Consider the following 26,554-nt stretch of genomic DNA (forward strand, 5'->3'; position numbering starts at 1 on the left):
CCGAAGGGTTTCCGCAAAAACGCACAGATCAGCCGGCCCCGGCCAGAAGGCTCTTCAGCGCCGCCGCCGGATCGTCCTCGCCCCAGATCTCCGCGCCCACGCCAAAGAAATCCGTGACCCCCGCCAGCGCCGTCACCCGGCCCGCGCTGAGGCCGCCCTCGGCGACGACGGGCAACTCGATCATCTCGCTCCACCAGCCGAAAAGCTCATCTTCGGCCAGGGTGCCGTCGCCCAGCGAAGTCGTTGAAACCGGGCCGAAACTCACGTAATCCGCCCCCGCCTCACCGGCGCTCATCCCGTCATGGCGCGAGGCGCCGCAATAGGCCCCCACGATGGCATCCTCGCCCAGCGCCTTGCGCGCCGCCCGCACCGAGCGCGGCCCGTCGGTCAGGTGCACCCCGTCCAGGCCCAGCCGCTCCACCATCTGCACATGGCGCTCGATCACCAGCGCCACGTCCCGCGCATGGGCCACCTCGCGCAGCGCATCGGCGGCCTGGCTCACCTCGCGCTCCTCGCCGGAGGCCAGCGCCAGCCGGATGCAGGCCACGTCGACCGCATCAAGCACATTGCCCAAGATGCCGGGAAAGCTCGATAATTCCACCGCAGGCGGGGTGATGAGATAGATCTGGGGCGCGTCCCTGTCGTCGGCCATTTTCGGCTCCATTCTCGCGTGTTTCAGGCCCTATACCGGGGTTTTCGCGGCTTGGCTACTTCGGCGGAAGGCTCTGCACATAGCCCAGCGCCAGGGCCATCAGCCGATCGCGCGCCCCGTCGTCGGCCATGGCGCTCTCGTCGGCCCGCACGAAGCCGCCCATCCGGCGCCCGCCCATCTCCATGATCCGCGTGCCCGCCACCTCCAGCGCCGCCGCCTCCGCCGCCTTGCCGACCCGAAACATCGTGTCCGACCAACCGGATGCGCCGCAGAGCATATTGCCCCGCAGCAGAAAGCACAGGCCGCCGAACATGCGCTTCTCCGACACATCCGGCACCTCCGCCAGCGCGTCCCTGAGCTGCTGGGCGATCCCCTCGTCATAGGCCATGGCGCACCTCTCTACGCATTAAACCCCGGCACGAACGGCCCGCCACCCCTGTGGCGCTTGTGCCGCGTCCGCCTCCATCGTATCACCCGCGCCATATTGCGCGGCAAGGAAAGGTGCACAAAATCATGGATCCAGTCTTTGTGCTCGTGCGCCCGCAGATGGGCGAAAACATCGGGGCCGCGGCGCGTGCCATGTGGAACTTCGGGCTTGATCGCATGCGCATCGTCTCGCCCCGCGACGGCTGGCCCAACCCCCGCGCCTCCGCGCTCGCCAGCGGGGCAGGGCGGCTGCTCGACAACGCGGTGATCTGCGACAGCGTCGCCGAAGCGGTGGCCGATTGCCGCACCATCTACGCCACCACCGCCCGCCCGCGCGGGCTGACCAAGCCCGTGCTCACCCCCGAAGAAGCCATGACTGACGCCCGCCGCCGCGCCGCCGCCGGGCAGCGCGTGGCGGTGCTCTTCGGCCCCGAACGGGCCGGGCTGGAAAACGAGGATGTCGCCCGCGCCAGCTCGATCATCACGGTGCCGGTCAACCCCGAATTCTTCTCGCTCAACCTCGGGCAGGCCGTGCTCCTGATGGCTTATGAATATGGCCGCCACGCGCTTCCGCGCGGCGAGGAGGCCCCGGCCGAACCCGCCGCCGCGCTCGAGGTCGAAAAGCTCGGAGACCACTGGGAAGAGCGGCTCGAGGAGGCCGGGTTCTTCTTTCCGCCCGAGAAGGCCCCGGGGATGAAACTGGTGCTGCGCAACATGTGGCCCCGCCTCATGCTCACCCGCCCCGACGTGCAGCTCCTGCACGGCGCGCTGCGGCAATTGCTTCGCGGCAAGTCCGGCGGCGGGTCTTGAGGCCGACCGCCCCCCGCGCTACCTGAGAGCGCGGATGAGACGCCCCGTGAGGGCGGGCGCGAAAGAAGGATGACCATGGCCGGAAAACGCAGCATCTTCGAAGAGGTCGGGGAGGGCGAAAGCCCCCGTGCCGCCCCCCGCGAAACCGGACTGATCGACAAGGGCAGCCGCTCCGGCGCCCGCCTCGCGATCCGCAGCTGGCTGGTGCTTCTCTTCGCGCTGGTCGTGGTGATGATCCTCGTCGGCGGCCTCACCCGGCTCACCGACTCCGGCCTGTCGATCACCGAGTGGAACGTCGTCAAGGGCGCGATCCCGCCGCTCAACGAGGCCGACTGGACGCTGGCCTTCGACAAGTACAAGACGATCCCCGAATACGAGTTGCAGAACAAGGGGATGACCCTCGCCGAGTTCAAGCACATCTACTGGTGGGAATGGGGCCACCGCCAGCTTGGCCGCCTGATCGGGCTGGTCTGGGCGGTCGGCTATGCCTGGTTCCTGCTGCGCAACCAGATCCCCACCGGCTGGAAGGGCCGCCTGCTGATCCCCGGCGCGCTCGGTGGCGTGCAGGGCGCGATCGGCTGGTGGATGGTCCACTCCGGCCTCTCCGGCGAGATGACCGACGTGGCCTCCTACCGCCTCGCCACCCACCTCGGCCTCGCCTTCGCCATCCTTGGCCTGCTGGCGTGGTACATCCTGCTGCTCTCGCGCCCCGAACGCGACATCATGCAGGCCCGCCGCGCCCGCGAGCGCCGCCTGTTCGGCCTCGGCACCGGCTTCATGCATTTCGCCTTCCTGCAGATCCTCATCGGCGCACTGGTGGCGGGCATCGACGCCGGGCGCAACTACGTGGACTGGCCGCTGATGGCGGGGGGCTTCACGCCGCCCGACATGTGGCAGCTCGAGCCGCTCTGGCGCAATTTCTTCGAGAACGACGGCACCGTGCAGTTCATCCACCGCATGGTCGCCTACGCGCTCTTCGCCTTCGGCATCTTCGCCTGGGTACGCTCGCGCCGCTCGGCCTTTGCCGCCACCCGCCGCGCCTTCGACTGGGCGCTGGTGCTGCTCTTCGGCCAGGTGGTGCTCGGCATCGTCACCGTCATGCACTCCGCCCCCTGGCACATCGCCATCACCCATCAGGCGCTCGGCGTGGCGCTCTGGGTCACCATCATCCGCGCCCGCTTCATGGCGGGCTACCCCAAGGCCGGAACCCTCCGCGAAGGACTTTAGAACATGACCGCATTCACCGATCTGATGGCCCACACCCGCGAGACCGAGGCGCTCGGCCAGGTCATGGGCCGGCTCGGCTGGGACCAGGAAACCATGATGCCGCGCGGCTCCGCCGAGCAGCGCGGCGACGAGATGGCCGCGCTCTCCGGCGTGCTCCACGCCCGCCGGATCGACCCTCGGGTCGGCGACTGGCTCGCCACCGCACAGGCCCCCGATGCCGCCGGCGACGCCGCGCTCCGGCTGATCCGCCGCAGCTTCGAGCGCACCACCAAGCTGCCCGCCAGCCTCGCCGCTGCGCTGGCCAAGACCACCTCGATCGCCCAGGGCAAATGGGCCGAGGCGCGCAAGGCCCAGGATGTCGCCGCCTTCGTTCCGGTGCTCGACGAGGTGCTGAAGCTCAAGCGCGAGGAAGCCGCCGCGCTGGCCTCCGGAGGCGATCTCTACGACGCGCTGCTCGATGACTACGAGCCGGGTGCCAAGGCCGCCGATCTCGAGGCCATGTTCGGCGCGCTGCGCCCCCGCCTTGTCGCCCTGCGTGAAAAGATCCTCGCCTCGCCCCATCAGCCCGCCGCCCTCACCGGCAGCTTCCCCGAGGCCACCCAGCTTGCTCTGTCGCAAAAGCTGGCCGAGGCCTTCGGCTACGACTTCTCGCGCGGGCGGATCGACAAGGCCGTGCACCCCTTCAGTTCCGGCTCGGGCAACGATGTGCGCATCACCACCCGCGTCGACGAGGCCGATCCGTTCAACTGCTTCTATTCCACCATCCACGAGGTCGGCCACGCCTGCTACGAGCAGGGCATCGACCAGCGCTACCTGCTGACCCCGATGGGGCAGGGGGTGTCGATGGGCGTGCACGAAAGCCAAAGCCGCATCTACGAAAACCAGATGGGCCGCTCCAGCGCCTTCACCGGATGGCTCCATGCCCAGATGGAAGAGGCCTTCGGCCCGCTCGGCTGCGATGCCGAGGCCTTCTATGCCACCGTCAACAAGGTCAAGCCGGGCTACATCCGCACCGAGGCTGACGAGGTGCAATACAACCTCCACGTCCTGCTGCGCTTCGATCTCGAGCGCGATCTGGTGGCCGGAAAGCTGGAAGCGGCAGACCTCGAAGAAGCCTGGAATGCCCGCTTCGAGCGCGACTTCGGCTACCCGGTCGACAAGCCCTCCAACGGCTGCCTGCAAGATGTGCACTGGTCGGTCGGCCTCTTTGGCTACTTCCCGACCTATTCGCTCGGCAACGTCTACGCCGGCTGCCTGAACAAGGCCCTGCGCGATGCCGTGCCCGGCGTCGACGTGGCGCTCGCCTCGGGTGATGCCACCCCGGCCACGGCATGGCTGCGCGAGAACCTCCAGCAGCACGGCGGGCTGCGCACCCCCCGCGCCACAATCGCCCATGCCTGCGGCTTCGAGCCTTCAGAGGCACCGCTGCTCGATTATCTCGAAGAGAAGTTCAGCGCGATCTACAAGCTCTGAGGCGCCACGGCGCCGCGCCGGCCCGTGGCGGGCGCAGTCTTAAACGGGTTGTAAACCTTTTGGGGCAATCTCTTCCCAAGCAAAGGGGCAGGGCCGGTGAACGGCCCCGCCACCGGGATCGGCTCAGAAGAACGGGTTGTAGTTGAACATCCGGTCGCTGCGCTCCGCTCCGCCAAAGCGCCAGGTGGCGCCAATGGCGATCTCGCGGCCATCGTAGCGGTCCACCGGAGTGCCGAAGTCGTTCATCGTCCGGCCAAGGTTGGCGTAAAGGTCGAGACCGGGGACAACCTCGTAGCTGGCGCCGATCGAGGTGTATTCGAAGTAGCCAAAGCCGCCTTCGTAATTCACCCGCTGGTATCCGGCCCGCAGGTTCAGTGCTTCGGTCGCATCAAAGCGGCCGAAGATCTCGAACAGCCGCGCAGGCTCGATCTCGGAGTCGAAGCGCGCAATCCGTGCCTCCACCTCGGCCCGGCCAAAGCTGTGCAGCACCTCGAGGCCGTAGGTGAAATCATCGTCCTCATAGGTGTCATCGCCCAGCATCAGGCCAATCCGGGTCTGCTCGCTGAGGTCGTGATAGATGTGGAACATGAAGGAGTTGGCCGCGTCGGTCCTCAGCCAGTCCTGCGAATAGTCGGTGTTGACGGAGCGCCCGATGCCCAGCTGCACCCCCACCGGACCAAAGCTGTAGGCCACATCGGCCAGCCCGGTGACGAAGGTCAGGTCGATCCCGTCGCCCTCGTCGTACTTGTAGGTTTCGAGCGACAACCGCGCCCCTTCAAATCCTTGTGCAGCGACGCTGCTGCCAGCACACAACAGGGCCACGCATGTCGAAATTCTCCCGATCATCGGCCTGTTTCCTTCCCTTGGGTCATGAGCGGCGAAGCCTATGAACTTATTGAAGGAAAACAATGCGCCTGAGGTCAGGGAACAGATGTGTTGCGCTATTGCCAGTCCGGCGGGCGCTTGTCGATGAAGGCTTTGATCCCCTCGTCGGTGTCGCGCCAGAGCATGTTCTCGACCATCACCGCGCTGGCATGGGCATAGGCCTCGGGCGTGGTCATCGGGAGCTGGTCGTAGAACGCCCGCTTGCCGATCTTGACGGCCGCGCCGAGCTTGCTCGCCACGGTCTCGGCAAGGGCGCCCGTCTCGGCCTCAAGCTCCGCCTCGGGCACCACGCGGTTGACCAGCCCGACCTCGCGGGCGCGGGTCGCGTCGATGAACTCGCCGGTGGTGAGCATCTCGAAGGCCACCTTGGGGGGCACGTTGCGCGAGAGCGCCACCATCGGCGTGGAACAGAAAAGTCCGATGTTCACGCCGTTCACGCCAAACCGCGTGCCCTCCGCCGCCACCGCCATGTCGCAGCTTGCCACAAGCTGGCAGCCCGCCGCCGTGGCGATGCCATGGACCTGCGCAATCACCGGCTGGGGCAGGGTCTGCAACCCCATCATCACCGCCGAGCAGCGCGCGAAAAGATCCTCGAAATAGGCCCGGCCCTGGTCTTCCCCCTGCCGCCCCGCCTGCATTTCCTTCAGGTCGTGCCCGGCGCAAAACGCCTTGCCCGCCCCCCGCAGGATCACCGCCCGAATGGTGGTGTCGCCCTCCAGCGCGGCAATCTCCCCGGCCAGCGCGGCGAGCAGATCGTCGGAGAGCGCGTTCAACGCGCCCGGCCGGTTCAGCGTCAGTTCCGCAACGTTACTCCGGTCTCGCCGGGTCAGCACGGGCTCGCCCATCTTGCCAATCCTCCCTTGGCACGAAACTCTGGGCCCGAGTTGAGGGATGTGCAAGGGGAGGGGCCATGTTTGAGCAGACGGTAATGGACAAGGCGGCGCTGGAGCGCTTCATCGACACCGAATTCACCCAGGTCAAAGGGGATTTCGCGGTCGAGGAGATCATACCGGACGGGGTGGTGGTGCGGCTGCTGACGCAGGAAAAGCACCTGCGCCCGGGCGGCACCGTCTCGGGCCCCTCGATGTTCGGCCTCGTGGACGTGGGCATGTATTTCGCCGTGCTCTCGCGCATCGGCCCCGTAGCGCTGACGGTCACCACAAGCTGCGCCATCGACTTCATGCGCAAGCCCGAAGCCGGGCGCGACCTGATCTGCACCGCCCGCCTGCTGAAGCTGGGCCGCTCGCTGGCCGTGGGCGAATGCCACCTGCGCTCGGAAGGGCACGAGCAGGTGGTGGCGCGGGCCAGTCTGACCTACGCGATCCCCCCGAAGCGGCCCGAAAGCGTGGGGTAAAATAATACCTTTATCGCAAGCCTCTGAAATCGCGCAATAATCTGGCGCAAACCCCTCTTGACTGGCCGCGCGGATCACGTAGAACGGCGCAATCGAATGCCACAGCCGCGCCCTCTGCGCGGTGCAAGAGGAACGAGAGATGAAAACCTTCACTGCCACCCCGGCAGACATCGACAAGAAGTGGATCCTGATCGACGCCGAGGGCGTTGTTCTGGGCCGTCTTGCCTCGATCGTCGCCATGCGCCTTCGCGGCAAGCACAAAGCCACCTTCACCCCGTCGCAGGACATGGGTGACAACGTGATCATCGTCAACGCCGACAAGGTGCAGCTCACCGGCAACAAGCGTGAGAAGCCCAACTACTGGCACACCGGCCACCCGGGCGGCATCAAGTCCCGCACCACCGGCCAGATCCTCGAGGGTGCCCACCCCGAGCGTGTTGTCATGCAGGCCGTCAAGCGGATGCTGCCCGGCAACAAGCTGAGCCGCCAGCAGATGACCAACCTGCGCGTCTATGCTGGCGCCGAGCACCCCCACGAGGCCCAGAGCCCCGAAGTGCTGGACGTCAAATCCATGAACAAAAAGAACACGAGGGTCTAACCGATGGCCGACCAAGTGAATTCGCTCGAAGAGCTGGGCACCGTCGCCGAAGGCGCTGCTCCCGTGACCGAAGAGGTCATCAACCGCGAGCCCGTCCGTGACGAACTCGGCCGCGCCTATGCCACCGGCAAGCGGAAGGACGCGGTCGCCCGCGTCTGGATCAAGCCGGGCTCCGGCAAGGTCATCGTGAACGGCAAGGACCAGGACAAGTACTTTGCCCGTCCGGTGCTGCAACTCATCCTGCGCCAGCCCTTCCAGGTTGCCGGCGTCGAGGGCGAGTTCGACGTGATGGCCACCGTCAAGGGCGGCGGCCTCACCGGCCAGGCCGGCGCGGTCAAGCACGGTATCTCCAAGGCCCTGCAGCTCTATGAACCCTCGCTGCGTGGCGCGCTGAAAGCCGCCGGCTTCCTCACCCGCGACAGCCGCGTGGTCGAGCGGAAGAAGTACGGCAAGCCGAAGGCCCGCAAGAGCTTCCAGTTCTCCAAGCGTTAAGCTGCCGGAGTTCTGCAAAACGGATCGGGGCGACCTTCGCGGGTCGCCCTTTTTCTTTGGGATCGGCGGGGAAGAACTGCACTTCGTGATTTCACCCGACTATGCGCCCGTCGCCACGGTTGCCGGCGCGACGGCAAAGGCCGGCACAGCCTGGGGGCAGGAGCCGCTTGCAGAGGCGCCGGTGCACTTCGAGGGGATCATGCGGGCTTACACGAAAGCCGCGCGCGTCGAGGCAATGGCGGGCGGGTAGCGGCATCATTGTACCCTCCAGGCAGCCCGGAGCCGCGCGCTGCACTTTCGATCTGGTCGATGTCCGCAGGTTCCGACGTAGCGTTCTGTAACGGCACCTTGACAGGGCTGCAGTCCTGACCTATATCTATCAACGATCTCCTGGGGCGTGTTTCATTGGAAGCACGCCCCATTTGATTCTCTTCCTCCCTCCACAAGCTCCCCATTCGCCGCAGCGCCGCATTTCCCCTTGAGCGTGACTGTGTTTCGCATAACCTCATGCGAACCAAGGCAATCTCTCGGGGGACAGAAGATTGAGCGCAGGCCAAGGTCTGAGCGATGAAAAGAAGGGGCTGCTGCTGGTGGCTCCCCCGGCGCTCTATGCCATCCTGCTTCTGGCGGTGCCGCTCGGGGCGGTGGTGCTGCTGTCGTTCTGGAGCCAGGATTTTCTGACGCTCGACCGCACCTTCACCCTCAAGAACTACCGAGAAGCCTTTTCCGAGCCGCTCTACATGCTGCTGCTGGGCCGTTCGCTGCTGATTTCGGGGGCCGTCACCCTTGCAACCGTGGTTCTGGCCTTCCCGATCGCCTATTTCGTGTCGTTTCACGTGCGGCCCGAGCGCAAATCGCTCTGGATCTTCCTCATCACCATCCCGTTCTGGACCAGCTACCTGATCCGCGTGTTCCTGTGGAAAGTGATCCTCGGCTACAACGGCGTGCTCAACACCGCGCTACTCGGCCTCGGCTTCATCGACGAGCCGCTGACCTTCATCCTCTACAACGCCAACGCGGTGGTCATCACGCTCGCCCACGCCTTTGCCCCCTTCGCCATTCTGCCGATCTTCGTGGCGCTCGAAAAGATCGACCGCTCGCTGCTCGAAGCCTCCCGCGACCTCGGAGAGGGCACCCTGCGCACCTTCACCCGTGTCACCCTGCCGCTGGCCATGCCCGGTGTGGTGGCGGCGATCCTCATCGTCTTCATCCCCACCATTGGCGACTATGTGACCCCCGACCTTGTCGGCGGGCCGAACGGGCTGATGATTGCCAACATGATCCAGACCCAGTTTCTCAAGCTCAACAACGCCCCGATGGGGGCCGCGCTGGCGGTGATCGCGATGGTCTCGGTGACGGTGATCGCGCTGCTCATCACCCTCGTCACGCTCCGCTGGAGCAGGAGGGGCTCATGAGGGGGTGGATGGCAAAGAACGGCGGCTGGCTGGGCATCTATGCCGTGGTCTATCTGGTGTTTCTCTACGCGCCGATCTTCCTGCTGCCGATGTTTGCCTTCAATGACAGCACGGTCATCGCCTTCCCGCTGAAGGGGTTCACCACCGAGTGGTTTTCCGGCCTCGGCGGCGTTCCGGCGCTCACCGGCGCGGTGCAGACATCGCTTGTCATCGCGATCACCTCGGCGCTTCTGGCCACCGCGCTCGGCCTTTGCGCGGCGCGTGCCGGGGTGCGCTACCGCTTTCCGCTGAAGGGGCCGATCCTCGGCCTGATCATGGTGCCGCTGGTGCTGCCCGAGATCATCGTGGGCGTGTCGCTGCTGGTGGTCATCGTCTCGCTGCTCGGCCTGTCGCTCTCGTCCTGGACGGTGATCCTCGGCCACACGCTCATCTGCACCCCCTTCGCCGTGGCCATCCTCAATGCCTCCTACCAGTCGCTCGACACCTCGCTGGAAGAGGCCGCCATCGACCTTGGCGAAACCCCGGCCAGCACCTTCCGCCTCATCACCCTGCCGCTCATCATGCCCGGCATCATCGCCTCGCTGCTGATTTCCTTCACCATCTCGCTCGACGAGTTCATCATTGCCTTCTTTCTCACAGGGGCCGAGCCGACGCTGCCGGTCTACATCTGGTCGCAGCTGCGCTTTCCGCAAAAGCTGCCCATCGTCATGGCCCTCGGCACCATCCTCGTTGCGGCCTCCATCGTGATGCTGACCATCGCAGAAATCATGCGCCGCCGCGGGCTCAAGCGGGCGGGCAAGAAAGATACCGGAGGGTTCCTCTGACCATGAAGCCACTCATCACCCTGTCCGGCCTGCACAAGAGCTTTGGCGATGTCGAGGTGCTCAAGGGCATCGAGGCCGAGATCGGGGAGGGCGAGTTCTTTTCGCTCCTCGGCCCGTCTGGCTGCGGCAAGACCACGCTGCTGCGCATCATTGCCGGGTTCGAATCCCCGACCAGCGGCGCGCTGTCGATCGACGGACAGGACATGGCCCGCGTGCCGGCCAACAAGCGGCCGACCAATATGGTGTTTCAGTCCTACGCGGTGTTTCCGCACCTGAGCGTGGCGCAAAACGTGGGGTTCGGATTGCGACGCTCGGGGCTGTCCAAGGCCGACAAGAGCCGCAAGATCGAAGAAGCGCTCGGCATGGTCGGCCTTGCCGGGCTCGGCGGCCGCGCGGCGCATGCGCTTTCGGGCGGGCAACGCCAGCGGGTGGCGCTGGCGCGGGCTCTGATCCTCGAGCCCAAGGTGCTGCTGCTCGACGAGCCGCTCTCGGCGCTCGACAAGAAGCTGCGCGAGCAGATGCAGAGCGAGCTGCGCCGGTTGCAGCGGCAGGTGGGCATCACCTTCATCCTCGTCACCCACGATCAGGAAGAAGCGCTCATCATGTCCGACCGGATCGCGGTCATGTTCGACGGCCAGATCGCCCAGCTCGCCGCCCCGCAGGAGCTCTACAGCCGCCCGGTCAGCCGCCGGGTGGGCGATTTCATCGGCGTGATGAACTTTCTGCCCGCTGACGGAAAGCTGGAAGAGGGCCGCGACATCGTGCTGGATATCGCCGGGCTCGGCCGCAAGGTGATCGAGCAGAACCAGTGCCCGGCGGGCTTTGTGAACGGCTCGGGCGCCGTGGGCGTGCGCCCCGAGAGCCTTCAGGTGCTGTTCGAGGGGGAGTCTGCGCGCGGCGAGGTGGCCAATGGCGAAGTGGCCGAGGTGATCTATTACGGCGACATGACCTACTACGAAATCGCGCTGCCCGGCGCCCCCGAGCCGCTGACGGTTTCGATGAAGAACCGCTCCGGGCGCCCGGTGCTGGAAAGAGGCGCCAAAGCGCGGTTGGAATGGGACGCCTCGTCGCTGATCTACTTTCCGTCGTGAAGGCCGGGGGGGCACCCCGCCGAGGCTACTCCCGCGCCAGCGGGTGATGCTCCAGAACCAGCTCCTTCAGCCGTTCTTCCAGCACATGGGTATAGATCTCGGTTGTCGAGATATCGGCATGCCCGAGGAGCACCTGGATCGAGCGCAGATCGGCTCCGCCCGCGAGCAGGTGGGTGGCGAAGGCGTGGCGTAGCCGGTGGGGCGTGACCTTCGAAGGCGCAACCCCGGCGACCACGGCAATCTCCTTGATCAGCGCGTAGAACCTGTGGCGGGTCAGGTGGCCCTCCTTGGAGGGGGATGGAAAGAGCTGGCGGGAGGGGGCAATGCCGTGCGCCTGCCTGGCTTCTTCCTGTGCCGCATCGAGCGCCGCCAGCCAGGCCGCCAGCGCGGTGCGGGCCGGGGGAGAGAGGGGCACCATTCGCTCCTTGCCGCCCTTGCCGCGCACCAGCAGCATGCGAGGGTCGCCCCGCGCGGCCTGAATCGGCAGTGACACCAGCTCGCTGACCCGCATCCCGGTGGCGTAGAGCAGCTGCATGAGGCATGCGTTGCGCAAACGGTCATTGCCCCTCCCGGTCTCGGGGGCGGCGGTGAGCAGGCGCTCGACCTCTTCCGGCGAAAGGGTCTTCGGCAGGGCCTTGGAGCGGCCCGGGCCCTTGATCTGAAGGGCCGGGTTTTCGCCCCGGTAGCCTTCTTCAAAGGCAAACCGGTAGAGCTGCTTGATGGCCGAGAGCCTGCGGGCGCGGGTGGATTTTGCCAGGCCCTGCGCCTCGCAATCCACCAGATAGGCCTCGATCATCGCCCGGTCGGCCTGCGCGATGGTGCTCTTCTTGCGGTCAAGAAACTCTGCAAAATCAGTGAGGTCGCGGGCATAGGCGAGCTGGGTGTTTCGGGCGGCGTCCAGTTCTGCGGCCTGGGCCGAAATGAAGGCGCTGATCCAGCGTTGAGCTTCGGCCTCCACCGCGCCTCAGCCCCGTCGGTCGAGCAACATCAGCTGCAGGGCGTAGCGGCGGGCCACGTCTTCCAGCCGGACGCTGCGGAGGAAGGCGATGGCGCCGGTCACATCGTCCAGATCACCTTCGGCGCCGTTCTCCAGCGCCTCCATCGCCAGCAGAATCGCTTCGCCGATGCGTCCGTTCTCGGCGGGACGGGAAAGGTTTTCCGGCAGGGTCGTGGTGGTGAAACCCTCGGTGATCGCTTCGCCCAGCGTGTCGGGGGCTTCAGCCTCCTCCGGCAGGCCACGGGCCAGCGCGACGAGGAAGGCATCGTAGGCACCGGGCGGCGGAGGCTGGGTGAGGGCGAGGCGCTCGTAGCTCTCGGTCAGCAGCCCGACCCGGAAGGCCAGAACCGCGCTTTCACCGCTCAGGACGATATCTTCGAGCCGTGTGCCGAAAAGGGCGGCAAAGGGCACTTCCAGATGGGCCGTCTCGGCCTCGGCCCAGGCGCGGGGCAGAAACCGGGCCACGGCGGCGGCGTCAGCATCGCTCAGCGCCCTGTCGAGCCCCTGCATGGCCTCGACCCGCTCCCAAACCCCGCCGGAGGCGGCGGGCTTCTGCTCGGACCAGGTTGCGAGCAACTGCTCGGGCGGCAGGCTGCCCACCCGTGCCAGCCGCTCCGCAGCGCCGATCCGGGCGCGCCAACCGGAGGTTTCGCGCAGGTCGGCATGGGCAAAGGCAAGCGGCAGCTGGGCGGTCGGGATAGGCTCGCCGATGGCCTCGAGCATCCGGTAGACGAGCGGCGAAGGGCGTTCGGGCACCGGCAGAGGAGCGGCCCCGTCGGCGATGGCAGAATCGAGGAACCGGGCGAGGAGGGCGTCGTCTTCGTCGCTCAGCTCCCCGAGTGCCTTGGCGGTATCGAGGGTCAGGGCGGCGGCCTGCCAATCGCCGGTGCGGGCAAGGCAGAAGATGCGGGTGGAGTAGCTGGGGGAAATGCCGGGCGTGGCCCGAAGCTGCTGGCATCCGGCATCCTCGTGCCCTTGCAGCAGGGCCACATCGAAGGCGCGCTGAAAGATAGCCGGGGCCTTGGAACCGGTGCGCTTGAGCATTTCGGCCGCTTCGTCGACCGCGCCGCGCGCCAGAAGGGCATCGACCCGCGCCTGAAACAGCAGGCCGTCGGGGCCGGAGCCGATGGGCGGGTCGAGCTCGGTGAGCAGCAGCAGGCGGACAAGATCCTGCTGGGCGGGCAGGGGCTCTATCGGCAGCGCGGCGATGAGTCGGCGCAGACGGTCCAGCTCGGAGCTGCCCCAGAGGTTGCCCGGAAAGCCTGCTTCGCGCCGCCCGATCAGGCCGATGCCATCGGGCGAGGGGGCGCCGAGCGGGGTGACGGTGACGGTTTCGATCCCGGCGGAGTTGGCCACCGGCGGTTCGTTGCTGGAGGGCGCAATGGCCACGACCGGCGTGGCAAGGCTGTCGGACAGCCAATCAATGGAGGAAATCGGCGCATCCTGCGCATAAAGGCCGCCGCCAAGGCCTATCACCCCGCTCGCCAGCCATCCGATCGCCACCCGTTGCTTCATTGTCAATTCACGTCGAGCTCCACTGGCTCGCGCACCTCTTTCATGTCGGGGCTCAGGTCGCCCAGGTAGGCAAACCCTACCAGCCCGATGAACCCGAGCACCAGTAATACCACGATGAGTTTGAGAATCCGGACCATATGCCCTGCTGCCCTGCCCTTGTTTTTGTGCCTCATTCCCCGATGGCTTCGATTATATATGGCAATCCGCCCAAGTTCACGCCATTGAGGGCGACAAATTTTTTTGACCGGCAGGAAGGTGCCAAGAGCTTGGCAGAACGGCTGAAAAAGACGGTGGCCCTGGTGGGTATGATGGGGTCCGGAAAAACGGCGGTGGGCACGGCCCTCGCCAAGCGCCTTGGCGTTCCGTTTCTCGACAGCGATGCCGCCATCGTTCAGGCCGCCAACATGTCGATCGGAGAGATTTTCGACCGCGATGGCGAGGCGTTCTTTCGGGCGCGTGAGGCGGAGGTGCTGGCGCGGCTGCTGGAAGGCCGGGTGGGGATTCTGTCGACCGGGGGTGGGGCCTATCTTTCGGCTGCCAACCGCGATCTGATCCACGACAAGGGCGTCGCGCTCTGGCTGAAGGCCGATACCGAGCTGCTGTGGAGCCGGGTCAAGCACAAGACGACCCGCCCGTTGCTGCGCACCGCCGACCCGAAAGGCACGCTGGAGGAGCTGGTGGCAAAGCGAGAGCCGTCCTACAGCCTTGCCGAGCTGACCGCGCAGGCGCGGCCCGAGTATTCGATTGCCGAGATGGTCGAGGTGGTTGTCGAGGCGCTGCGCCAACGTGAGGATGTGCTTTCAACGATCTGAAAGCAGGGGAGAAAGTGATGACAAAGGTGGTGCAGGTCGCCCTGCCGGGGCGCGAGTACGAAGTGCGGATCGCGACCGGGCTGATTGCCCGCGCAGGGGCTGAGATTGCCCCTCTGCTGGCGCGGCCCCGGGTTGCTGTCGTGACCGATTCCAACGTGGCGAAGGCCCATCTGCAGAGCCTTGAAGACGGGCTGCGGGCCGAGGGGATCGAGCCGGTTTCGCTGGTTCTGCCCGCTGGCGAGGCAACCAAGAGCTGGGAGCATCTGGGCCGTTGCGTGGAGTGGCTCATCGCGGAGCGGGTCGAGCGGCGTGATGTCGTGGTGGCCCTCGGGGGCGGTGTGATCGGAGATCTTGCGGGCTTTGCCGCTGCGGTGCTGCGGCGCGGGGTGCGCTTTGTGCAGGTGCCGACATCGCTTCTGGCGCAGGTCGACAGTTCGGTGGGCGGTAAGACCGGTATCAACTCGCCTCTCGGCAAGAACCTCGTCGGCGCATTTCACCAGCCCTCGTTGGTGCTGGCCGACATTCTGGCGCTCGACAGCCTGACCGAGCGCGACTTTCTGGCCGGCTACGGCGAGGTGCAGAAATACGGGCTGCTCGGCGATGCGCAGTTCTTTGATTGGCTTGAGAAAAACGGCCCCGCCCTGGCGCGCGGCGACCGCGAGGCGCGGGCCTATGCGGTGCGCCGGTCGGTGGAGATGAAAGCCGAGATCGTGCTGCGCGATGAAACAGAGCAGGGCGACAGGGCGCTGCTGAACCTCGGGCATACCTTCTGCCATGCGCTGGAGGCGGCGACGGGCTATGGCGACCGGCTGCTGCATGGCGAGGGCGTGGCGATTGGCTGTGCGCTGGCCTTCGAACTTTCGGCGCGGCTCGGCCTCTGCGCACAGGAAGCTCCCAGCCGCGTGCGGGCGCATCTTGCGGAAATGGGGATGAAAAAGGACTTGTCGGACATTCCGGGCGATCTGCCCGGTGCCGAGGCCCTGCTGGAGCTGATGGGGCAGGACAAGAAGGTGGTGGACGGTCAGCTGCGCTTCATTCTGGCGCGGGGTATCGGCGAGGCCTTTGTGACCTCGGATGTGCCTCGTGAGGCGGTGCTGGCGCTGTTGGAGGATGCCCTGCGCTAGAAGGGCGTGCTGTCCGGCCCTTGGTGTTGGGCGGGCGTTGGCGGGCCGCTGGACGGGGCTGGCTGCGTTCTGACATTGACCAGGGCCACACGCGTTCCCGCATCGACCAGAGCCGCCAGCCAGCGTGACCAGAGCGCCGCTGCGGTGATGATCACGAGGTAGACAGGCGAGCCGATTTGCGTTGCGCTGTTCGTGGCAAAGAGCACGCCGGAAAAGCCGATATACACCACCCCGATTGGCACCCCGCCCGCTACCAGCGCGAAGACCCGTGCGCCGAAACCCGGCGCGGGGCGGTCCGGCAGGAGGTGGGCCAGGCCGACCGCTTGCAGCAGGACCAGCGCGGTCCAGGCGACAACCAGATAGATCACCCCACGTGCGACGGTCCCGATGATCTCGGGTTGGGGCGGAGGGATGGCATCTGGTTCGGGGATGAATTCCATGCCGCCAGCCACGAACTCGGCGACGAGGTAGAGGATGGTGATGAAGAGGTAGCAGCCAAGCGGCATGATCCAGAGCCAGAAGACCGCGCGCCAGAAGAGGCCGCGCGGCGGGGCAGGGGCGCGGGACTGTGCAAGCATATGGCGCAGGGTTGCGGCGACCGCCCAGGGCGCGGCCGATAAGAGGATGGCAAGCAGGAAGAGGGGCACCATCGACGCGCTCATGAAGATGAGCGGCACGACGGAAGCAACGGCAAGTGCCACCCATAGCGCCCAGACACGCCATGGGCGGTGAAAGCCTTGAAAGAAACGCCGGAGCGCGGCCGCGGTCAGGGTGAACGGGCCGCGCATAGGCCGGTCTTAGAAGGGGATCTCGTCGTCGATATCGCCGCCTGCCGGGGCGTTGCCGCCACCGTAGCCGCCGCCCGAACTGCCGCCGCGGTCGTCATAGCCGCCACGGTCATCATAGCCACCGCCCGAGGAGGAGCCGCCGCCGTAGCCGCCGCCACCCCCGCCGCCGCCTTCACCGCGGCCGTCGAGCATGGTGAGCGTGCCGTCGAAGCCTTGCAGCACGACCTCGGTGGAATAGCGGTCCTGGCCGTTCTGGTCCTGCCACTTGCGGGTTTGCAGCTTGCCTTCGATGTAAACCTTGGAGCCCTTCTTCAGGTACTGCTCGGCAATCCGTACGAGCCCCTCCTGGAAGATCGCGACCGAGTGCCACTCGGTGCGCTCGCGGCGCTCTCCGGTGTTCTTGTCCTTCCAGTTCTCGGACGTGGCAATGCGCAGGTTGCACACCTTGCCACCGTTCTGGAACGTGCGGGTTTCTGGATCACGGCCGAGATTGCCGATCAGGATGACCTTGTTGACAGAACCGGCCATGCGCCGCCCTCCCCATATCTTGTGGTTCGAATCTTTCGCTGACGCTACACCACCAGAACGTGGTTAAAAACCAGTTTACGCCTCCCGGAGCGGCCTGACAAAGTTGTGCGGAATTGCGGGGTGGCGGCGAGGGCAAATTTGACTAGAATGCAGGCAGGAAGGGGCCGCGAGGGCCTGCAAGTAACGGGACCGAGGGGCATGAAACGAGCAGTTGCGGCGGTGGTCTGCCTTTGCATGGCAACGCCTGTGATGGCGGAGACGGTCTCGTCGAAGTCGCGCAAGAAACTTTTCCTGAACCAGACCAAGCTTCTCGATAGCCGTGCCGCCAGCCAATATGCGGCCTCGGTGCGGCTTCAGCCGCCGACGGTGCATACGCCCTCGAAGGATCAGGGACCGCGCTTCACCGGCTCCTACAAGGGCGTCTACCTGCCGATGGCACGTGCCGCGGCCCAGAAGCACGGGGTGCCCGAAGACCTGTTCCTGCGGCTGATCCAGCAGGAAAGCGGCTGGAAGCCCTCGGCCAAGAGCCACAAGGGCGCGATTGGGCTGGCGCAGCTGATGCCCTTCACCGCCGCCAAGATGGGCGTGGATCCGCATGACCCAAAGCAGAACCTCGAAGGCGGCGCCAAGTACCTGAAGCTCATGTACAATCGCTACAAGAGCTGGCGCCTTGCGCTGGCCGCCTACAATGCCGGGCCCGGTGCGGTGGACAAGTATGGTGGCGTGCCGCCCTACCGCGAGACCAAGAACTACGTGAAGGTCATCTGGGGCTCCTGAACGGCATCTCATGCGCAAATGGCTGATTTCCATCGTTGTCGTCGTGATCCTGATCGGGGTCGGCAGTTTTGCATGGACTGTTTACCGGGGCGTTACCGGCGTGGTCGGCGTTTTCACCGAGGTCGATGATCCGGTGATCGCGATGAAGGCCGCGATGGACGAGAACCGCGATGAAGAGGCCTATGCCTATCTCGCGCCCGGGCTTCAGGCCACCGTGTCGATTGCGGATTTCGAGCGCGAATTTCGGGCCCAGCAGATCTGGGGCGATGAGGGCAGCTTCAAGTTCAACAGCCGCTCCATCGCCACCGGCAAGGCGCGGATCAAGGGCAGCTACACGCGCTCCGATGGCACGGTGCTGCCGGTATTCGTGGAGCTGGAAAAGCTGGGCGACGACTGGAAGATCGCCCGTTTCCACTTTGGCGCACCGCCTCCGGGGCAGGAGGAGTGGGAGATCTGATCTTCCCGCGCCTGCCGGATTTTTCAGCGTTATCAACAAGATTGGCGGTTTCTGGCCGATCCTGGGGGCTGTCGTGAGCCTTTTCCCGCGCTGCCGCAAGGGCACTGCTGGACCTGCACCACAGCGGCGCCTACATGCCGGGAAACTCCACGACAGAGGTGCCCTATGGCGTCCCAGCAGCCTCCCCGCGTCATGCCCGCAGATGTGCGGGCCGAACTCTCGAAACATGGCCTTCTGGCCCGCTACGGTGCCGCTCCGGCGGAGCGGCGGATGAGCTATCTGAGCCGGATCGAAGCGGCGCGCCAGGGACCGGCCCGCCTTGCGCGGATCGAGCAGATGATTGAGGAGCTTCGTCGGGGATAGGTGTTTTACTCCGGGGTGTTACAACGCGTTCTTCACTCTGCCGCGATCTCGATGACAGGCTCCATGCCGGCCAGCTCCTCGTCGGAGAGGTGGCATTTGATCTGATGCCCATCCGCCATCTTGCGCATCGGGGGCACCTCGGTTTCGCAGAGCCCGCCGGGCACCTTGCTTTTCCAGCCGCAGCGGGTCTGGAACGGGCAGCCGGGGGGCGGGTTCATGGCGGAGGGGATATCTCCCTCCAGCACGATGTGTTTTTTCTTCACCGAGGTATCGGCGATCGGCACCGCGGAGAGCAGCGCCTCGGTGTAGGGGTGATAGGGCGGCGCGAAGACCTGATCGGTTGCGCCGATCTCGACCACATGGCCGAGATACATCACCATCACCCGGTCGGACAGGTAGCGCACGATGGAGAGGTCGTGGCTGATGAACAGGAGTGTTGTCTTCTCTTCGCGTTGAATTTCCATTAACAGGTCGGTCACGGCGGCCTGTACGGAGACGTCCAGCGCCGAGACCGGCTCATCCGCAACCACGATTTTTGCCCCGCCCGCAAAGGCACGCGCGATGCCAACCCGTTGTTTTTGCCCACCGGAAAGCTGGCGCGGCATACGGTCGGCGAAGGCGCGGGGGAGCTTGACCATGTCGAGCTGCTTGAGCATCCGCTCGTGGCGGTCTGCGTCGCTGTCACCGATGCGGAAGATTTCCAGCGCGCGGATGATCTGGCGGCCCACGGTCATGGAGGGGTTGAGGGTGTCGAAGGGGTTCTGAAACACCATCTGGACCGACGACACGGTATCGGGGTTGCGGGCCTCGATGGGGGTGTCCTGGATGTCCTGGTTGAACAGCATGATCTGGCCGGATGTGGCGGTTTCGAGCCCCATCAGAACCTTGGCGAAGGTCGACTTGCCGCAGCCGGATTCGCCAACGATTGCGAGGGTTTCGCTCTCGCGTGCCTCGAAGCTGAGGGTCTCGTTGGCCTTGACCACGCGGGTGTCGCCGCCGCCGAAGAGGGCGTTAGAGGCGACCTCGTAATACTTCTTGAGATTGTCCATCTTCAGCACCACGTCGCCGGGCTCGGACTTCTTGTGTGTGGTGTTGCCCACGACGGGGGCGTTCCAGTCGATTTCCTCGAAGCGCAGGCAGCGGGTGGCGTGGCGTTCGTTGTCGGGGACGTCGAACATGGGGATTGTGCCGGTATCGCAGCGGCCGGCTTCGAAATAGTCGCAGCGCGGGCCGAAATTGCAGCCCGGCGGGCGCTCGTGGGGCAGGGGGAAGTTGCCCGGGATGGCGACCAGCGGGCGGGCGTTTTTATCAGCCCCGGGCAAGGGGATAGAGCGGAAGAGGGCCTGGGTATAGGGGTGCTGCATCTTGTCGAAGACGTCTTCGATGGAGCCCCGTTCGACGGCCTCGCCGGAGTACATGACGCAGAGGCGGTCGCAGGTTTCGAGCACGAGGCCGAGGTTGTGGGAGATGAACAGCATTGAGGTGCCGTATTTCTTGCCGAGGTCCTTCACCAGCTCGACCACGGCGGCCTCGACGGTGACGTCGAGCGCGGTGGTGGGCTCGTCGAGGATGAGCAGAGAAGGCTTTGACATCAAGGCCATAGCAATGACGATGCGCTGTTGCTGGCCGCCGGAAAGCTGGTGGGGGTAGCTCTTGAGCATGCGCTCGGGGTCGGGGAGCTTGACGTCGGTGACCACCTCCAGGGCGCGTTGCCAGGCCTCCTTTTCGGAGACCCCTTCGTGGATCATCGGCACTTCCATGAGCTGTTTGCCGATCTTCATGGCGGGGTTCAGGGAAGCCATAGGCTCTTGATATATCATGGCAATTTCCTTGCCACGAATGTCGCGCAACCGCTCTTCGGACATCTGCCCGAGGTCTTCGCCCTTGAACTTGATAGACCCGCCCACGACCCGGCCGTTGACGCCGAGATCCTGCATCACGCCGAGCGCCACGGTGCTCTTGCCGCAGCCGGATTCTCCAACCAGACCAAGGGCTTCGCCCGGCATGACCTTGGCGGAAAAGTCCATGACGGCGGGGATCTCGCGCAGGCGGGTGAAGAAGGAAATCGAGAGCTTGTCGATCTCGAGGATCGGGCCGTCATAAGTTTCTTCAGCCATGGGGAGCTCCGGCGTTAAGTGGTTTTGAGAACACAGGCACAAGGCGTACACATCCCGTACACAACCTGTGCAGACGTCTTTTGACATAGTTGCCGCGGGTTAACGCGGCGGGCGCTGGGGGTTGACGGGTGGCGGCTGCGTTGCGACCGACCCCTTCGGCTGGAGACCGGTCGGGGGCGCGGGAGATCCTCGGGGCAGGCCCGAGGATGACGGTGGCGCCGGGGCGCGTGGTGGGTTTCACCCACCCTACGGCCAGGGGCGCGGGCGCCATCAATCCCTCAGGCTCTCTTCACGCAGGCCGTCGGCCAGCAGGTTGAGGCCGAGCACCAGCGACATGAGGGCCAGCGCCGGGGCGAGGGCGGGGTGGGGGTAGATGGAGAGGAGTTTGCGGCCCGAGTTGATGGTTGTGCCCCAGTCCGGGCTGTCGGGCGGCAGGCCGAGGCCGAAGAAGCCGAGCGTGCCGAGCAGGATGGTGGTGTAGCCGATGCGCAGGCAGAAATCGACGATGAGGGGGCCGCGGGCGTTGGGGAGGATCTCCCAGAGCATGATGTACCACGGGCCTTCGCCACGGGTTTGGGCGGCGGCCACGTAGTCGCGGGTTTTGATATCGAGCGCGAGGCCGCGGACGATCCGGAAGACGGTGGGCGAGTTCACGAAGACCACCGAGACGAAGACGACGAGGATATTGCCCTCCATCGAGATCAGCCCGGTCGGGTCGGCGTTCCACGCGACACCGAGGTAGATCCAGCCGCCGATCAGCACCGAGAGGCCGATGTAGAGCAGCTGCTTTTTCGGGTCGGTGAAGTAGCGCGAATTGAACAGCACCACGAGGAAGGCGATGGGGAAGAGGAAGAGCACGCCGGCCATGTAGCGCGGCAGGCCGGAGGCGACGATTTCGGGGGTGACCAGCAGGTAGAAGAGCAGGATCACGGGGAAGGCGAGGATGAGGTTGGCGAGGAAGCTCAGGAAGGTGTCGAGCTTGCCACCGTAGTAGCCCGCCGGAAGGCCGAGGGTGATGCCGACCATGAAGGCGAAGATGGTGGCGAAGGGGGCGATCTTCATCACTTCCCAGCTGCCCGCGATCATGCGCGAGAAGACATCGCGGGCGAGGTTGTCGCCACCGAGCAGATACCACGCGAGCCCGTCGGTGCCCTCGGGCGTGGGGGTGCCGGGCACCTTGTTCTTGAGGCCGGAGACGGCGGTGAGCGGGTCGTGGGTGAGGACGAGCTGGTAGAAGATCGCGGTGAAGACCCAGAACAGCACGATGCCGAAGCCGATCATGCCCACCGTGCTGTCGAACAGCTTGCCGTAGAGGCCGAGGCGGCGCTTGAAGGTGATCGAGAGGGCGAAGACCGCGATCATTGCTGCCCAGACCGGCAGCAGGCGGGTGGAGATGTGGCCGATGATGCCCTTGCTGCCGCCCTGAAGCAGCAGGCCGCCGACGAGGTAGGCCAGAACGCAGGCCAGCGCGATGTAGAGCGCGCCCATGGTGACGAAGCCGATGTAGTCCATCGGGGTGCGGGTGCGCAGGGCGGTGCCGTCGTGCTGGATGATGAGGTCGCCCGATTTCATGCCGAAAAGGCCGAGGAAGAACTGCACCACGAAGGCGCAGACCAGCACGGCCCCGGCGGTGAGGAAGACCGGGTTGAGGAAGGTGAGGCTGCCTGTCCAGGTAAGGGGTTCCATGTGCTTTGCTCCCTTACGAAATGCGAATGCGCGGGTTGAGGTAGACATATCCGATGTCGGATATGAGCTGGGTGATCAGCACCACCAGCACCGAGACCACCGAGATGCCGAGCAGCAGGTCGATGTCGTTGTTGCCCGCCGCCTGCACCAGTGCCCAGCCGAAGCCCTTGTAGTTGAAGAGGCTCTCGACGATCACCACGCCGTTCAGCAGCCAGGGGAACTGGAGCATGATGACGGTGAAGGGGGCGATGAGGGCGTTCCTGAGGGCGTGCTTCATCACGATGTTGCGGAAGCTCACCCCCTTGAGGCGGGCCGTGCGGATGTATTGCGCGGTCATCACCTCGGCCATGGAGGCGCGGGTCATCCGGGCGATGTAGCCCATGCCGTAGAGCGCGATGGTCAGCACCGGCAGGAAGAAGTTCTCGAAGTTGGCGCCATCCATCGCGGAGGTGGCGGTGCCCTTGAACCATTTGAGCCCGACGGCGGAGCTGGCGAAGACGGCGATCAGGATGACGCCGGAGACATATTCGGGCATCGCGGTGGTGGCGATGGAGACGGTGGAGAGCGTGCGGTCGGTGCGCGACCCTTCGCGCATTCCGGCGAGCACGCCGATCAGCAGGGCGCAGGGGACCATCAGCACCATGACCCAGAGCATCAGCTTGGCGGTCAGCCCGAGGCGGGTGCCGATGATGTTGGCGACGCTGTCGCGGAACACCCGGCTTTCGCCCCATTCGCCCTGAAGGATGCCGCAGAAGCTGGAGGCCTCGGCGGCGCTGTCGCGGCTTTCGACGCAGCGGCCGGCGACGACCACCCCGTCTTCCTCGCGGGTCCAGCCCGGGATGACCCCGAGCCACTCGCCGTAGCGCACCACCATGGACTGGCCGAAGCCGTTGTTTGCCAGCCAGTTGGCCACCTCATCGTCGGTCATCCGCGAGTTGCCTTCGAACTTGGCAAGCTTTTCGAGGTTTGAGTCGAGGTTGGTGAGGGTGAAGACGAGGAAGCTGAGGCAGAGCGCGGTCAGCAGCATCGTTCCGATACGCCGGGCTAGGAAAAGTCCCATGGGGTGTCCCTGTCTGGCCGCGCCGGATTGTTGGTTTTGGCTTTGGCGCGGTGTGGATGGGTGCGGCGGGGCCGGGTGATGGCCCCGCCGCCGTGTTCAGAACGCGGGCGGATCAGGCCTGTTCGATCCACCACTTGTCGTGGTGCATTTCGAAGGTGGGGTGCATCTCGGCCCCGTGCACGGTTTCCTTGTAGTGGCGGAAGAGCGAACGCCAGTAGGGTTGGATGACCACGCCCTCGTCGATCATGATGGTCTCGATCTTGGCCATCACCTCGGAGCGCTTGTCGGCGTCGGCAATCGACATGGCCTCGGCCAGCAGATTGTCGAACTCGTCGTTGGTGAAGGCGGTTTCGTTCCAGGCGACGCCGGACTTGTAGGCGAGCGCGAGGATCTGGACGCCGAGGGGGCGCATGTTCCACTCGGTGGCCGACCAGGGGTAGGCGAGCCAGTCGTTCCAGAAGGTGGAGCCGGGCAGGATGGTGCGCTTGACGTTGATGCCCGCGTCGCGGCACTGGGCGGCGACGGCATCGCAGGTGGCGGACTGCCAGTCGTCGTCGATCGAGATCAGCTCGAACTCGGTGTCGGCGTGGCCGGCGGCTTCGAGCAGCGACTTGGCCTCGGCGGCATCGGGCTCCGGGGTTTCGATCTCGGCGTACTCGGGGTGGATCGGGCAGACGTGGAAGTTTTCTGCCTTGGTGCCGAGGCCGGAGTAGCCCAGTTCGAGCACGACCGCGTTGTCGGTGGCGCGCTGGAGGGCCTTGCGGACGTCGGCGTTGTCGTAGGGCGCATTGCTCTGGTTGAAGCGCACGCAGACGGTGGCGGCGGTGACGGTTTCGGACTTGGTGAAGCCGATGCCGTCGAGCACCTCGATGAACTCGCCGGTGGACTGGTAGGTCATGTCGACCTCATCGGCGTCCATCGCGGCCATCCAGGCGGCCATGTCGGTGCCGAAGTCGATGAACTCGATGCGGTCGAGATAGGCTTCGCCGCCCCACCAGCTGTGCTCGGTGTTCTTCACGAGGGTCTGCTTGACGCCGACCTCGTTGTCTTCGGGCAGGAAGGGGCCGGTGCCGATCGGGTTTTCGGAGGGGTCGCCGCCGTCGTAGCCCTGATGCACGATTGCGGCGGGGTAGTCGGCCATGGAGGCGATGAGGGTGATGTCGGGGGCGGCGCACATGAGCTTGACGGTGGTGCCGTCGACCACGGTGATGGCGCCTTCGCGGGCCTTGCCGGTGTTCTCGTCGGCCAGCGAGCCCATGCGGCCGGCCATGGAGTTGCCCTCGACGCCGCTTTCGCACCAGCGGGAGATGTTGAAGACCACATCTTCGGCGGTGAAGGGATCACCGTTGTTCCAGGTGACGCCTTCGCGGACGTGGAGGGTGTATTCGGTGGCGTCTTCGTTGACTTCCCAGCTTTCGATGAGCTGGCCCTCGAAGGTGCCGTCGCGGTTGTAGCGGACGAGATACTCGAGCCAGCCGCGGGAGAAGTTGGCCATCTGCGACCAGTCGTAGTTGCGCGGGTCTTTCAGCGCCTTGGTTTCCATCTGCACGCGCAGGGTGCCGCCCATCTGGGGCTCCATGGCGTGGCTTTCGGCGGCGGCGGGCTTGGCGCCGATCAGGCTGTAGGCCCCGGCGGCGGTGACGCCCAGCGCGGTGGCGCGGGTCAGGAATTCGCGGCGGTCGAGCTTGCCTTCGAGGTGCTCGGTTGCATACATCCGCGCGGCGTTATGCACCGCTTCGGTGGTCTTGGTGGTGTGGGTCATCTTGTTCTCCCTGTGACACGGAACGTGACGGCACCTTTTGCGGTGCCTGTTGCTATGATGGCGGAGGATGCGCGGTGGCCACGACATGTGGCGGCGCGAAAACAAAGAAGCCCTCAGGCAGCATCCCCCCGATGACGCAATGAGGCCCCAGCAGGAGGCTCGCGTCAATGTCGCTTTCCGCCGTAGCATGTAACAAATGCGACACGACTGCGAGCCAAAAACGACATGTGGCAGTGATTGCGACCTATCGGGCCGTCAATTGACGTAGTTCCGGGATTTCAACGGGTTGCCCGAGGGCCGCCGCGCGGATCAGAGCTTGCGGGCGCTGCGGAAGGCGGTGGGGGTCTGGCCGCTGCGCTCGTGGAAGACGCGGGAAAAATAGGCCGAGGAGCGGTAGCCCAGCATCTCGGCGACGCGGCGCACCGGCATGTCGGTTTCCACCAGCAGGCGGCGGGCCTCGTAGCCCAGACGGTCGGCGAGGATGGCCGAGGCGGGGCGGCCGCAGGTGGTGCGGCAGGCGCGGGAGAGATGGGTGGAGGTGACGCCGAGACCCTCGGCATAGTCCGACACCGACTGCCCGGTATAGAGCCCGCGCTCGATGGCATCGGTGTAGCGCCCGGCGAGGCGGCGCGAGGCGGTGTCGGCGGCGGCATCCTGGCTGCCGGCGTGCTGGCGCTCGACCCAGACCGAGAGCAGCCCGCCGTGGTGGGTGAGCGCCTTGTCGCGGGCCGGGCGGGTGCCGTCGATCTCGCGCTGCATGTTCTCGAGGATGGTGGTGATCTCGCCCTGGGAGAGCGCATCGCGCACCCGCAGGTGGCAGGGCGCTGCGGGCAGATCGATGCCGGAGTTCTCGTTGAAGAAGACGGCGGTGCCATAGACCTGCGCCGTCACCTCGAAGCCGAACATGGTGCGCGGCGGGATGAAGACGGCGTTGTGGGCGCCGTAGCCCCGGGTCAGCCCGGCCACGGTGATGCGGCCCTGACCGCGGGTGAACCAGAGCATCAGCGGGGTGCGATAGCTGCGCATCGCCTCGGTGCGCCACTTGCCGCCCGTCGCCAGCCGCGCCAGCGGCACGAGGTCGATCGGGGCCTTGGGAGCAGCGGGGGTGAGAGGCCCGGTGACCGGGCGCGAGGTGGGGCGAGGGAGCATGTGTGTTGGCAGATCTCTGGGGCAGATGCGGGGCAGAGTGGCAAGCGCGGCCCGCCCGATCAAGAAGAATGTCGGATATGTGCAAACCGGGCCGGGACGCCGGATTTGGGCGTTGTTGCGGCTTGGCGCGGGGGGCATTCCAGATGTCGCGGGGCGGCGCGGGGGCTGCCAC

At 65.8% G+C, this 26,554-nt stretch carries 29 protein-coding genes; 15 read left to right on the forward strand and 14 right to left on the reverse strand.

The features are described from left to right. Window positions 1-28 precede the first annotated feature (28 nt). Window positions 29-652, reverse strand: coding sequence for a thiamine phosphate synthase (locus tag GTH22_RS04585; RefSeq protein WP_252943566.1), 624 nt, complete (start codon window positions 650-652; stop codon window positions 29-31). A gap of 55 nt (window positions 653-707) precedes the next feature. Next, window positions 708-1,040: a TfoX/Sxy family protein gene (locus GTH22_RS04590; protein WP_252943568.1), complete on the reverse strand. Its 333-nt coding sequence runs from the start codon at window positions 1,038-1,040 to the stop codon at window positions 708-710. Between the two features lie 125 nt (window positions 1,041-1,165). On the opposite strand from GTH22_RS04590, the gene GTH22_RS04595 reads away from it, so the two are divergent. The 3 genes from GTH22_RS04595 (at window position 1,166) to GTH22_RS04605 (ending at window position 4,588) form a co-directional block, all read left to right on the forward strand. Next, a complete protein-coding gene (locus GTH22_RS04595) occupies window positions 1,166-1,888 on the forward strand; it encodes an RNA methyltransferase (RefSeq protein WP_252943569.1) in 723 nt (240 codons plus the stop codon). A 75-nt stretch (window positions 1,889-1,963) separates the two neighbouring features. After that, the gene (gene ctaA / locus GTH22_RS04600) at window positions 1,964-3,115 is read left to right on the forward strand and encodes a heme A synthase (protein ID WP_252943570.1); all 1,152 of its coding nucleotides are present in this window, start codon (window positions 1,964-1,966) and stop codon (window positions 3,113-3,115) included. Window positions 3,116-3,118: 3 nt separating this feature from the next. Continuing rightward, window positions 3,119-4,588, forward strand: a complete 1,470-nt coding sequence (locus GTH22_RS04605) for a carboxypeptidase M32 (RefSeq protein WP_252943571.1) — start codon at window positions 3,119-3,121, stop codon at window positions 4,586-4,588. 123 nt (window positions 4,589-4,711) lie between these two features. On the opposite strand, the gene GTH22_RS04610 is transcribed toward GTH22_RS04605, so the two are convergent. Then, window positions 4,712-5,353 carry a porin gene (locus GTH22_RS04610; protein WP_252943572.1) on the reverse strand — a complete coding sequence of 214 codons (642 nt, stop codon included), beginning with the start codon at window positions 5,351-5,353 and terminating at the stop codon, window positions 4,712-4,714. A 176-nt stretch (window positions 5,354-5,529) separates the two neighbouring features. Beyond that, the gene (locus tag GTH22_RS04615) at window positions 5,530-6,318 is read right to left on the reverse strand and encodes an enoyl-CoA hydratase (protein ID WP_252943573.1); all 789 of its coding nucleotides are present in this window, start codon (window positions 6,316-6,318) and stop codon (window positions 5,530-5,532) included. 65 nt (window positions 6,319-6,383) lie between these two features. Between GTH22_RS04615 and GTH22_RS04620 the strand changes: the two genes are divergently transcribed. The 7 genes from GTH22_RS04620 (at window position 6,384) to GTH22_RS04650 (ending at window position 11,247) form a co-directional block, all read left to right on the forward strand. Further along, complete coding sequence (locus GTH22_RS04620; protein WP_252943574.1) at window positions 6,384-6,827, forward strand: PaaI family thioesterase; 444 nt, start codon at window positions 6,384-6,386, stop codon at window positions 6,825-6,827. Between the two features lie 139 nt (window positions 6,828-6,966). After that, window positions 6,967-7,425 (forward strand): 50S ribosomal protein L13, encoded by a 459-nt coding sequence (gene rplM, locus GTH22_RS04625; protein WP_252943575.1) that lies wholly within the window; start codon window positions 6,967-6,969, stop codon window positions 7,423-7,425. A gap of 3 nt (window positions 7,426-7,428) precedes the next feature. Then, window positions 7,429-7,917: a 30S ribosomal protein S9 gene (gene rpsI, locus GTH22_RS04630; RefSeq protein WP_252943576.1), complete on the forward strand. Its 489-nt coding sequence runs from the start codon at window positions 7,429-7,431 to the stop codon at window positions 7,915-7,917. A gap of 85 nt (window positions 7,918-8,002) precedes the next feature. Further along, entirely contained in the window at window positions 8,003-8,167 is a 165-nt protein-coding gene (locus GTH22_RS04635; protein WP_252943577.1) for a hypothetical protein, read from the forward strand. Window positions 8,168-8,459: 292 nt separating this feature from the next. Further along, window positions 8,460-9,332 carry an ABC transporter permease gene (locus GTH22_RS04640; RefSeq protein ID WP_252943578.1) on the forward strand — a complete coding sequence of 291 codons (873 nt, stop codon included), beginning with the start codon at window positions 8,460-8,462 and terminating at the stop codon, window positions 9,330-9,332. An 8-nt stretch (window positions 9,333-9,340) separates the two neighbouring features. After that, window positions 9,341-10,156 carry an ABC transporter permease gene (locus GTH22_RS04645; protein WP_252943580.1) on the forward strand — a complete coding sequence of 272 codons (816 nt, stop codon included), beginning with the start codon at window positions 9,341-9,343 and terminating at the stop codon, window positions 10,154-10,156. 2 nt (window positions 10,157-10,158) lie between these two features. After that, window positions 10,159-11,247, forward strand: a complete 1,089-nt coding sequence (locus tag GTH22_RS04650) for an ABC transporter ATP-binding protein (protein WP_252943582.1) — start codon at window positions 10,159-10,161, stop codon at window positions 11,245-11,247. Window positions 11,248-11,272: 25 nt separating this feature from the next. On the opposite strand, the gene GTH22_RS04655 is transcribed toward GTH22_RS04650, so the two are convergent. Genes GTH22_RS04655 through GTH22_RS22050 form a run of 3 tightly spaced genes read right to left on the reverse strand, consistent with a single transcriptional unit; the run spans window position 11,273 to window position 13,896 of the window. Next, window positions 11,273-12,205 (reverse strand): tyrosine recombinase, encoded by a 933-nt coding sequence (locus GTH22_RS04655; RefSeq protein ID WP_252943583.1) that lies wholly within the window; start codon window positions 12,203-12,205, stop codon window positions 11,273-11,275. 6 nt (window positions 12,206-12,211) lie between these two features. Continuing rightward, window positions 12,212-13,747, reverse strand: coding sequence for a hypothetical protein (locus tag GTH22_RS04660; RefSeq protein WP_252943584.1), 1,536 nt, complete (start codon window positions 13,745-13,747; stop codon window positions 12,212-12,214). Window positions 13,748-13,761: 14 nt separating this feature from the next. After that, on the reverse strand, window positions 13,762-13,896 hold the full coding sequence (locus GTH22_RS22050; protein ID WP_256471553.1) for a hypothetical protein: 135 nt from the start codon (window positions 13,894-13,896) through the stop codon (window positions 13,762-13,764). 84 nt (window positions 13,897-13,980) lie between these two features. Between GTH22_RS22050 and GTH22_RS04665 the strand changes: the two genes are divergently transcribed. Both GTH22_RS04665 and aroB read left to right on the forward strand, forming a co-directional pair. Next, on the forward strand, window positions 13,981-14,571 hold the full coding sequence (locus GTH22_RS04665; RefSeq protein ID WP_256471668.1) for a shikimate kinase: 591 nt from the start codon (window positions 13,981-13,983) through the stop codon (window positions 14,569-14,571). A 17-nt stretch (window positions 14,572-14,588) separates the two neighbouring features. Next, window positions 14,589-15,695, forward strand: a complete 1,107-nt coding sequence (gene aroB, locus GTH22_RS04670) for a 3-dehydroquinate synthase (RefSeq protein WP_252943586.1) — start codon at window positions 14,589-14,591, stop codon at window positions 15,693-15,695. Here aroB and GTH22_RS04675 read toward each other — a convergent pair. Together GTH22_RS04675 and ssb are read right to left on the reverse strand one after the other, a co-directional pair. After that, window positions 15,692-16,396, reverse strand: a complete 705-nt coding sequence (locus GTH22_RS04675; protein ID WP_252943587.1) for a hypothetical protein — start codon at window positions 16,394-16,396, stop codon at window positions 15,692-15,694. The two genes, aroB and GTH22_RS04675, sit on opposite strands and share 4 nt — an antisense overlap. A 96-nt stretch (window positions 16,397-16,492) precedes the next feature. Further along, the gene (gene ssb / locus GTH22_RS04680) at window positions 16,493-17,011 is read right to left on the reverse strand and encodes a single-stranded DNA-binding protein (RefSeq protein ID WP_252943588.1); all 519 of its coding nucleotides are present in this window, start codon (window positions 17,009-17,011) and stop codon (window positions 16,493-16,495) included. A gap of 198 nt (window positions 17,012-17,209) precedes the next feature. Here ssb and GTH22_RS04685 point away from each other — a divergent pair, with 198 nt between their 5' ends. The 3 genes from GTH22_RS04685 to GTH22_RS04695 all read left to right on the forward strand — a co-directional run bounded on the left by GTH22_RS04685 (window position 17,210) and on the right by GTH22_RS04695 (window position 18,608). Then, window positions 17,210-17,788, forward strand: coding sequence for a lytic transglycosylase domain-containing protein (locus tag GTH22_RS04685; protein ID WP_252943589.1), 579 nt, complete (start codon window positions 17,210-17,212; stop codon window positions 17,786-17,788). A 10-nt stretch (window positions 17,789-17,798) separates the two neighbouring features. Continuing rightward, entirely contained in the window at window positions 17,799-18,245 is a 447-nt protein-coding gene (locus GTH22_RS04690) for a hypothetical protein (protein WP_252943590.1), read from the forward strand. A gap of 192 nt (window positions 18,246-18,437) precedes the next feature. Beyond that, on the forward strand, window positions 18,438-18,608 hold the full coding sequence (locus tag GTH22_RS04695) for a YdeI/OmpD-associated family protein (RefSeq protein ID WP_252943592.1): 171 nt from the start codon (window positions 18,438-18,440) through the stop codon (window positions 18,606-18,608). Between the two features lie 32 nt (window positions 18,609-18,640). Here GTH22_RS04695 and GTH22_RS04700 read toward each other — a convergent pair whose 3' ends face one another. The 5 genes from GTH22_RS04700 to GTH22_RS04720 form a co-directional block, all read right to left on the reverse strand. Then, window positions 18,641-20,725, reverse strand: a complete 2,085-nt coding sequence (locus GTH22_RS04700) for an ABC transporter ATP-binding protein (protein WP_252943594.1) — start codon at window positions 20,723-20,725, stop codon at window positions 18,641-18,643. A 270-nt stretch (window positions 20,726-20,995) separates the two neighbouring features. After that, window positions 20,996-22,411 (reverse strand): ABC transporter permease, encoded by a 1,416-nt coding sequence (locus GTH22_RS04705; RefSeq protein ID WP_252943595.1) that lies wholly within the window; start codon window positions 22,409-22,411, stop codon window positions 20,996-20,998. A gap of 13 nt (window positions 22,412-22,424) precedes the next feature. Beyond that, window positions 22,425-23,471, reverse strand: coding sequence for an ABC transporter permease (locus tag GTH22_RS04710; RefSeq protein ID WP_252943596.1), 1,047 nt, complete (start codon window positions 23,469-23,471; stop codon window positions 22,425-22,427). Window positions 23,472-23,583: 112 nt separating this feature from the next. Further along, window positions 23,584-25,233 (reverse strand): ABC transporter substrate-binding protein, encoded by a 1,650-nt coding sequence (locus GTH22_RS04715; RefSeq protein ID WP_252943597.1) that lies wholly within the window; start codon window positions 25,231-25,233, stop codon window positions 23,584-23,586. Window positions 25,234-25,542: 309 nt separating this feature from the next. Beyond that, window positions 25,543-26,382, reverse strand: a complete 840-nt coding sequence (locus tag GTH22_RS04720) for a helix-turn-helix transcriptional regulator (RefSeq protein WP_252943598.1) — start codon at window positions 26,380-26,382, stop codon at window positions 25,543-25,545. Window positions 26,383-26,554: the final 172 nt, after the last annotated feature.

It is taken from the genome of Oceanicola sp. 502str15, assembly GCF_024105635.1.
GTDB lineage: Bacteria > Pseudomonadota > Alphaproteobacteria > Rhodobacterales > Rhodobacteraceae > Vannielia.